The 9203-nt window shown below is 72.8% G+C and carries 2 protein-coding genes, 1 tRNA gene and 5 pseudogenes; 3 read left to right on the top strand and 5 right to left on the bottom strand.

The window, feature by feature from the left end; translation table 11 throughout:
• Positions 1–544: 544 nt before the first annotated feature.
• On the bottom strand, positions 545–1906 hold the full coding sequence (locus JNW89_RS18605) for a pyridoxal-dependent decarboxylase (protein ID WP_238449876.1): 1362 nt from the start codon (positions 1904–1906) through the stop codon (positions 545–547).
• A gap of 221 nt (positions 1907–2127) precedes the next feature.
• Between JNW89_RS18605 and JNW89_RS18600 the strand changes: the two are divergent.
• Positions 2128–4403: pseudogene (locus JNW89_RS18600) on the top strand (cellulose binding domain-containing protein).
• Between the two features lie 181 nt (positions 4404–4584).
• Here the strand turns inward: JNW89_RS18600 and JNW89_RS18595 are convergent.
• Positions 4585–5580 carry an LLM class flavin-dependent oxidoreductase gene (locus JNW89_RS18595; RefSeq protein WP_238449874.1) on the bottom strand — a complete coding sequence of 332 codons (996 nt, stop codon included), beginning with the start codon at positions 5578–5580 and terminating at the stop codon, positions 4585–4587.
• A 151-nt stretch (positions 5581–5731) separates the two neighbouring features.
• A pseudogene (locus JNW89_RS18590) lies at positions 5732–6212 on the bottom strand (Lrp/AsnC family transcriptional regulator).
• A gap of 101 nt (positions 6213–6313) precedes the next feature.
• Between JNW89_RS18590 and JNW89_RS38855 the strand changes: the two are divergent.
• Positions 6314–7470, top strand: a pseudogene (locus tag JNW89_RS38855) (trans-sulfuration enzyme family protein).
• 689 nt (positions 7471–8159) lie between these two features.
• Here JNW89_RS38855 and JNW89_RS18575 read toward each other — a convergent pair.
• Both JNW89_RS18575 and JNW89_RS18570 read right to left on the bottom strand, forming a co-directional pair.
• Positions 8160–8228 (bottom strand): annotated as a pseudogene (locus tag JNW89_RS18575) (hypothetical protein); the annotation flags it as partial.
• A 35-nt stretch (positions 8229–8263) separates the two neighbouring features.
• Positions 8264–8337, bottom strand: a tRNA-Leu gene (locus JNW89_RS18570).
• Positions 8338–8430: 93 nt separating this feature from the next.
• Here JNW89_RS18570 and JNW89_RS18565 point away from each other — a divergent pair.
• Positions 8431–9036: pseudogene (locus tag JNW89_RS18565) on the top strand (ANTAR domain-containing response regulator); the annotation flags it as partial.
• Between the last annotated feature and the right edge of the window lie 167 nt (positions 9037–9203).

Below are 9203 nucleotides of genomic sequence, written 5' to 3'. Positions count from 1 at the left end.
CCCCCCCTCCGGGTACGCTGCGGGCCCGCTTGACGCGTGGCCCGGTGTTCGCGCCGACCTCGCCAGATCGCCCCGGCCGGCCGGTCGCCCCATCGACGGCAACGGCCTGATCGGAATCACGTTCGCCATTCGTTCGGGGGCGCGTGGCAGGGCCGACTCGCCGGAGCTCGGCACGGTGCGCCGTCCTGGCGGCCGCCGTCCTGGCCGGCCCTGTCCTGGCCGCCCCGTCCTGTCTCCGGGCCGCCGGCATCCGCAGAGGCGGCATCCGGGGCTCGTCGACCCTCGCCCCTCGACCGCTCGAAGTCGTCCGCGGTGACGCTGCGTATCTGCGGACCAAGGCAACGTGGGAATGAGCGTGATACCTCAGAGGCATCAAAATGCCTCTGAGGTATCACGCTCGCGCAGTAACTGCCCTCCGGCGACGGCGACGGCGACGCGACGGTAACGGCGGGCGGCGACGGCGGGCCGGCGCTTCAGCCGGCGAGGACGTCCGTCGCCGCGGCGGCCAGCAGGTCCCACGCCTCGTCGACGTGCTCCTCGGCGGTCAGCGGCGAGCCGACCGCCAGGCGCAGCGTGTACCGCCCGCGACCCGGGTGTGCGTCAGGTGCACCCGCCCGGTGCCGTTGACCCGCTCCAGCAGCGCGGCGCTCGCCTCGTCGCCGGCCCGCAGCCGGAAGCAGACCAGCGAGAACGGGTGCGGCGCGGCGAGGTCGAACCGGTCGTCGGCCGCCACCCGGCGGGCGAACCGGTCGGCCAGCGCGACGCCGGTGCGGATGTGCGCCCGCAGCCCCTCGACGCCGTACCAGCGCAGCACGAACCAGAGCTTCAGCGCCCGGAAGCGCCGTCCCAGCGGCACCTGCCAGTCCCGGTAGTCGATCACCGCGCCGGACTCGGTGGCGGCGTTGCGCAGGAACTCCGGCATCACCGTCAACGCCTCGATCAGCTCGCCCCGGTCGGCCACCCAGAACGCGTCGCAGTCGAAGCCGGTGAGCAGCCACTTGTGCGGGTCGAAGCAGTACGAATCGGCGTGCTCCAGCCCGGCGTGCGACCAGCGCAGCTCCGGGCATACCGCCGCCGCCCCCGCGTACGCGGCGTCGACGTGCAGCCAGACGCCGTACTCGGCGCAGATCGCGCCGATCTCCGGCAGCGGATCCACGGCGGTGGTGGAGGTCGTCCCGATGGTGGCCACCACGATCGCCGGTACGTCCCCGGCGGCCCGGTCGGCCTCGATCGCCGCCCGCAGCGCCGCCGGGCGCATCGCCAGCGTCTCCGGGTCCACCTCGATCGGGCGGACCCCGTCCTCGCCCAGCCCGGCGATCCGCGCCGCCTTCTCGATCGACGAGTGCCCCTGGGTGGAGGTGTACGCCCGGTACCGGCGGTCGATGCCCACCGCGCGCCACCGGCCGCCGCTGGCCCGGTGCAGCGCGCCCAGGGTGGCGACCAGCGTGGCCGAGGAGGCCGAGTCCTGGATCACCCCGCCGCCCGGGCCGGTGGAGCGGAACCGTTCCGGCAGGTCCATGAGCCCGGCGAGCCAGTCCAGCAGCACCGTCTCCAGCTCGGTGCAGGCCGGGCCGGTGGCCCAGAGCATGCCCTGTACGCCGAGCCCGGAGCTGACCAGGTCACCGAGCACGCTCGGGCCGGAGGTGTTGGCCGGGAAATAGCCGAAGAACCCGGGGTGCTGCCAGTGGGTCAGCCGAGGAGTGATCAGGGTGTCCAGGTCGGCGAGCACGGCCTCGACCGGCTCGCCGTGTTCGGGCGGGCTCGCGGGCAGTGCCGCCGCCACCGCGCCGGGCGGGTCCTGCGAGGTCACCGGACGCTTCCCGAGCGTCGTCCAGTAGTCGGCGATCCAGTCCACCACCGCGTACCCGGCGCGGCGGAACTCGTCCGGGTCCATGTGCTCAGCCATCCGACGAGTCGACCAAACCGATCCGGCGCGGGCAAGGGGTGAGCGCCTGCCGTTGCGTGTAGGAAAGCGGTGTCCTAGCATCCTCGGTGCGCCGGAGCCGAAACGCGGACGTCGATGGATGTCCGCTCACCGCCGCCAGCGCGGCGGACGCCTCCCGCCGGCCCTGGGCGAGCCGTCGGACCCCACGCGTCCCCGCGCGCCTGACCTCTCCGGAGGCATCTGTGTATCCCCGCACTGCACGACGCCGTACCGCCCTGCTCGCCGCCGCCGCGGCCGGCATCCTGGTCGCCTGCACCCTCACGACGATCTCCGCTTCCGCCGCCGCCGCGGGCTGCCGCGTCGACTACCGGATCACCAACCAGTGGGGCGGCGGCTTCGGCGCCGACGTGGCCGTCACCAACCTCGGCGACCCGGTGAACGGCTGGACGCTGACCTGGTCGTACGCGGCCGGGCAGCAGGTCACCCAGGCGTGGAACGCCACCGTCACCCAGTCCGGCGCCCAGGTCACCGCCCGCGACGCCGGCTACAACGCCGCCATCGGCACCGGCGGCACCGCGACCTTCGGCTTCAACGCCACCTGGAACGACGTCAGCAACCCCGCGCCGGCCGCGTTCGCGCTCAACGGCACCACCTGCACCGGCGCGACCACACCCACCACGGCGTCGCCACCGCCGACGACCCCGCCACCGACGACCCCACCGCCGACGACCCCACCGCCGACGACCCCGCCACCGACCACGCCGCCGGCCGGGGCGAAGCAGCTGGAAGAGCTTGACCGGGGGCTGGTCAGTGTCCGGTCCGGCACCGGCAACCTGGTCTCCTGGCGGCTGCTCGGCACCGAGACCGCCGGCGTGTCCTTCCACCTCTACCGCGGCGGCACCCGGGTCAACGGCAGCCCGATCACCGGCGCCACCAGCTACCTCGACGACAGGGCGGCGGCCGGCGCGGCGTACACGGTGCGGGCCGTGGTGAACGGCGCCGAGCAGGCGGCGTCGGCGCCCGCCCTCCAGTTCCCCGCCGGCTACCTCGACGTGCCGATCCAGCCGCCGGCCGGCAGCACCACCCCGACCGGGGAGGCGTATAGCTACGCCGCCAACGACGCCAGCGTCGGTGACCTCGACGGCGACGGCCGCTACGAGTTCGTGCTCAAGTGGGACCCGAGCAACGCGAAGGACAACTCCCAGTCCGGCTATACCGGCACCGTTTTCGTCGATGCCTACACGCTGACCGGCACCCGGCTGTGGCGCATCGACCTCGGCCGCAACATCCGCGCCGGTGCCCACTACACCCAGTTCCAGGTGTACGACTACGACGGCGACGGCCGCGCCGAGGTGGCCATGAAGACCGCCGACGGCACCCGCTCCGGCACCGGCCAGGTGATCGGCTCGGCCGCCGCCGACCACCGCAACTCCAGCGGGTACGTGCTCAGCGGACCCGAGTACCTGACCATGTTCGACGGTCGCACCGGCGCGGCCCTCTCCACCGTCAATTACGACCCGCCGCGCGGCACCGTCTCCTCCTGGGGCGACTCGTACGGCAACCGGGTCGACCGGTTCCTCGCCGCCACCGCGTACCTCGACGGGCAGCGTCCCTCGCTGGTGATGGCCCGTGGCTACTACACCCGTGCGGTGCTCGCCGCCTGGGACTTCCGCAGCGGCACGCTGACCCGGCGCTGGACCTTCGACTCGAACGCCTCCGGCAACGGCGCCGCCGCCGGGCAGGGCAACCACAACCTGTCGGTGGCCGACGTGGACGCCGACGGCCGCCAGGAGGTCGTGTACGGCTCGGCCGCCATCGACGACAACGGCCGGCTGCTCTGGTCGACCGGCAACGGCCACGGCGACGCCATGCACGTCGGCGACCTCGACCCGAGCCGTCCGGGCCTGGAGGTGTTCAAGGTCGACGAGGACGGCAGCAAGCCCAGCTCGTGGCTGGCGGACGCCCGCACCGGTCAGGTGCTCTGGCAGACCGCGCCGGCCGGTGACAACGGTCGCGGCGTCTCCGACGACGTCTGGGCCGGCAGCCCCGACGCGGAGTCCTGGTCGTCCGCGGTCGACGGGCTGCTCGACACCCGGGGGCGCACCGTCGGCCGCAAGCCGTCCTCGACGAACTTCCTCGTCTGGTGGGACGGCGACCCGGTCCGCGAGCTGCTCGACCGCACGTACGTGACCAGGTACGGCACCGGCGGCGACAGCCGGCTGCTCACCGGCAGCGGCGTCACCTCGATCAACGGCACCAAGGCCACCCCGTCGATCTCCGCCGACCTGCTGGGCGACTGGCGTGAGGAGATCGTCTGGCCCACCACCGACAGTCGGGCGCTGCGGATCTACAGCACGCCCACCCCGACCGGCCTGCGCATCCCCGCTCTGATGCACGACCCGCAGTACCGGGTCTCGGTGGCGTGGCAGAACACCGCCTACAACCAGCCACCGCACACCGGCTACTTCATCGGCGACGCATGGGCACCCCGCCCACGCCGAACATCTACCTGCGGTGAGGCCGTCGCCCCGATCCGGTAGGCACCGGGTCGCCAGTCGCGGAATCCGCACCACTGGCGACCCGGTGCTCCACACCGCAGCACCCCCGACCCGTCCCGACCGGGAGTGCCGTACCACCACCGCTGACTAAGTTAGGCGCGGCACGCGACGCTGGGGTGACGTGGGTATGAAGAGCGTGTTTCAGGCATTCCGCGTGAGCCCGCCGGCCACCTTGTCGGCGACCAGCTCGAAGGAGCGCACCCGCTCCGCGACGTCGTACACCATCGTGGTGATCATCAGCTCGTCCGCGCCGGTGCGCGCCAGCAGGTCGCCGAGCTGCCGCCGGACCGTCTCCGGCGAACCCATGGCCTGCCCGTCCCGGCGCTGCCGCACGAACTCCCGCTCGAACTCGTTGTACGGGTACGCCGCCGCCTCTTCGGGCGTGGCGAGGGGCTCGGGCCGCCCCGAGCGCAGCTTCAGGAACGACAGCGCACTCGGCCCGGCCAGCCACTCGGCCCGCTCGTCGGTTTCCGCGCACACCACGTTCACCGCGACCATCGCGTACGGCTGCTCCAGCCAGCGCGACGGGCGGAAGTTCTGCCGGTACAGCTGCAACGCGGGCAGGGTGTGCTGCGCGCTGAAGTGGTGCGCGAACGAGAACGGCAACCCGAGCAGCCCGGCCAGCTGGGCGCTGAAGCCGCTGGACCCGAGCAGCCAGACCGCGGGGGACTGGCCGAGCCCCGGGGTGGCGGTGATCTGCCCCGGCTCGTCGCCGCTGAAGTAGTTCATCAGGTCCGCCAGCTCGCGCGGGAAGCCCTCCGCCGACAGCCCCTCCATCGTGCGGCGCAGCGCCAGCGCGGTCACCTGGTCCGTGCCCGGCGCGCGGCCGATGCCCAGGTCGATCCGGCCCGGGTGCAGCGCCTCCAGGGTGCCGAACTGCTCGGCGACCACCAGCGGCGCGTGGTTGGGCAGCATCACCCCGCCGGACCCCAGCCGGATCGTCGAGGTGTGCGCCGCCAGGTGCGCCAGCAGCACCGCCGGCGCGGAGCTGGCGATCGCCGGCATGTTGTGGTGCTCGGCCACCCAGAACCGGCGGTAGCCCAGCTCCTCGGTGCGGCGGGCCAGCTCGGTGGTGGCCCGCAGGGCCTCCCCGGCGGACGCCCCACGGGCGACGGGCGCAAGGTCAAGGACAGACATCGGTACGTCGATCACGGCTGTGGCCAACCCGCCGCGCGCCGGATTTGTTCCCCTCGCCGGGTAAGTGTGCCCGATCTTCCCGCTCCGCCACGTGGTCCGCCTCCGGCCGCCGACCAAGGGCGTCGGCCCGGAGTGGGCGCGGCGGACGGCGTCAGCCCATGCCGCGCGCCTGCTCGAAGATCAGGCTGGTCTGGGTGTGCTGCACGGCCGGGTCCACCGCCAGGTGGTCGAGCACGAAGTCGCGCAGGGCGTCCCCGGACGCCGCCCGCACGTGCAGCACGTAGTCCTCCGCGCCGGCCACGTGGAACACCGACACCACCCCCGGGAGTCGGACCGACCGGGCCCGGAAGGCGTCCACCGCGGCCCGCTCGTGCGCGGTCAGCCGGACCGACACCAGCGCCTGCAACGGCAACCCCACCGCGGTCGGGTCCACCTCCCGCGTGGAAGCCGCGGATCGCCCCGCAGTCGCGCAGCGCCCGCGTCCGGGTCAGACAGGTCGAGGGGGCCACCCCCACCCGCTCGGCGAGGGCGTTGTTCGGCAACCGGCCGTCGGCGGCCAGCTCGGTCAGGATCGCTCGGTCGACGTCGTCCAGCGCGGCGAACGGCCGCACATCATTCGGTGCAGGGGGCATGTGAACATCCTTCCGCGAATGCTGCGACAGCGAAAGCGACTTCTACAGAATCATCTTCGATTCTATTGCTCACATGCGGCCTATTGTTCGACGCTTCCGGCATGACGACGGTGGACACCCGGGCCGTGCACGCCGGCCGCGACGATCTCGCAGGCCTCGGCGTCCACGTGCCGCCGATCGACCTCTCGACCACCAACCCGCTGCCCTCGGTCGAGGGCGGCGGCGACGCGTACGAGCTGCTCGCCACCGGCGGCACCCTCCCGGCCGGCGCCAGCGCCGTCTACCAGCGGCTCTGGAACCCCACGGTGGCCCGCTTCGAGACCGCCCTGGCCGAACTGGAGGGCACCGCCGCGGCCGTCGCCTTCGCCAGCGGCATGGCTGCCCTGACCGCCGCGCTGCTCGCCGCCACCCGGGACGCAAACGGCACATCGTCGCCGTCCGCCCCCCTCTACGGCGGCACCGACCACGTGCTCGCCACCGGACTGCTCGGCACCGAGGTCACCTGGGCCCGCCCCGACGAGGTCGCCGCCGCCGTCCGCCCCGACACCGCCCTGGTGATCGTCGAGACGCCCGCCAACCCCACCCTCGACCTGGTCGACATCGCCGCGCTCGCCACCGCCGCCGGCGACGTCCCGCTGCTCGTCGACAACACCGTCGCCACGCCCGTGCTCCAGCAGCCCGCCCGGCACGGCGCCGCGCTCGTGCTGCACAGCGCCACCAAGAGCATCGGCGGCCACGGTGATGTGCTCGCCGGCGTCGTCGCCTGCGACGCCGACTGGGCCGCCCGACTGCGCCAGGTCGCGCCGTCACCGGGGCCGTGCTGCACCCGCTCGGCGCGTACCTGCTGCACCGGGGCCTGCAGACGCTGCCGCTGCGGGTCCGCGCCCAGCAGGCCGGCGCGGAGAAGCTCGCCGGCTGGCTCACCGGTCACCCGGCCGTCGTCCGGGTGCACCACCCCTCGGTCCACGACCCGGCCGGCCTGGTCGGCCGCCAGATGTCCGGCACCGGCAGCCTGCTCGCCTTCGAGGTACGCGGTGGCGCGCCCGCCGCCGCGGCCGTCGCCGGCGCCTGCGAACTGATCACCCACGCGGTGTCGCTCGGCGGGGTGGACACCCTGATCCAGCACCCGGCCTCGCTCACCCACCGGCCGGTGGCGGGGGAGGCCAAGCCGGGTGGTGGGCTGCTGCGGATCTCCGTCGGGCTGGAGGACCCGGAGGACCTGCGGGCCGACCTGGAGCGGGCGCTCGGGGTGATCTGACCACCCCGCCTACGACTTCGGGCCGACGTGCCGGTCGAGGGCCGCGACGCCTCGCGGCGGGCGACGGAGAGGGAGTTGCGGCGGTTCATCTTCCAGGCGATGCCGAGCAGGTCCAGGGCCCACTGGCAGAGGCCCATGATGTCGGCGGACTCGTTGGTGAACATGTAGCGGGGATAGACGTACTTTTTGCCGCGCACAGTGACCCGGTTGCTCACCCGGCAGCCATCGGAGTGGAAGAGGCCCCGCAGGAAGTCACCCGGGCGGCGCTCGACGATCTCGCGCTGCCAGTCGGCGAGGACGATCGGCCGCTCGTGCTTCTTGCCCGGCCCGTGCTGGGGCAGCAGACACGGCCAGTGCTTGCCGTAGCTCTGCACGTTGACACACCCCTGCTGCTGGACGTGCTGAACCTTGGTTGCCAGCACCGATCGCATGGCCGCGTCGCAGGCACTGATCAGGTCGGGCCAGGCGTTGCTGCACGTGATCCTCAGCACTGGCACCCGAGCCGAGGTGACCAGGTGGCCGTCGCCGAGGTACAGGCCGAGCAGGTAGCTGTAGGCGGCCGGATCTGTCGGATTGTCGACGCCGGGCTGGCAGCGGAAGCAGCGCAGAGCCGTCCCTTGGACGACCGGCTGGGGCCGGTCCCGGCACCAGTGCCACACGGTGCGATAGGAGAGCCCGACACCGCGGGCGGCGTCAGCGACGGTTGCGCCGGAGAGGTAGAGCTCTCGCGCACGCGCGCGCAACTCGGGTGAATGCATACGGGCATTTTCGAACGCCCGTACGACACTATCGGTGCCCCCGGTGGGATTCGAACCCACACTGTCGATCTTTTGAGAATCGCGCCTCTGCCGGTTGGGCTACAGGGGCTTCTGTAGTTCGGCCCCACCAGGTTACCCATTACGCTAAGGGCGGCGACACCCGGCACGGCGGGTGTCGAGCACAGACTGGTGGGAGTGGCTCGTGGCCGAGACGCAGACGGACGCCGAGCGCAGGCGCGTACTGATCGCCGAGGACGAGGCGCTCATCCGGCTGGACCTGGCCGAGATGCTGGTCGAGGAGGGCTACGAGGTCGTCGGCGAGGCCGGTGACGGCGAGACCGCCGTCCGGCTGGCCGAGGAGCTGAAGCCGGACCTGGTCATCCTCGACATCAAGATGCCGATCATGGACGGGCTGGCCGCCGCCGAGCGGATTGCCGGCGCGCGCATCGCCCCGGTGATCATCCTGACCGCGTTCAGCCAGCGCGACCTGGTGGAGCGGGCCCGGGCGGCGGGCGCGATGGCGTACCTGGTGAAGCCCTTCCAGAAGAGCGACCTGGTGCCGGCGGTGGAGATCGCGCTGTCGCGCTACTCGGAGATCGCCGCCTTGGAGTCGGAGGTCGCCGGCCTCACCGACCGGCTGGAGATCCGCAAGACCGTCGAGCGGGCCAAGGGCGCGCTGATGACCACGTACGGGATGACCGAGCCGCAGGCGTTCAAGTGGATCCAGCGCACGGCGATGGACCACCGGATGACCATGAAGGAGGTCGCCGAGCGGATCCTCGCGGAGACCGCCGGCGGCGAGTCGCCCAGCCGACCGCCTGACACCGGTCGGCCCGCCGGGTCCCGGAAACCACCGTCGGTGGTTAGCATCGACGCGTGTCCACTCGGCGCGTGCTCGCGGTGCTCGGCGTCCTCGCCGTGCTGCTGGCCGCCTGTGATCCGGCGCCCGCTCCCCGCCGTGCCGAGGAGCCGCTG

Source organism: Micromonospora sp. 4G55 (genome assembly GCF_016803375.1).
The sequence above is the reverse complement of the archived record's forward strand: the minus strand, read 5'-3'. Positions and strand labels throughout refer to the sequence as shown.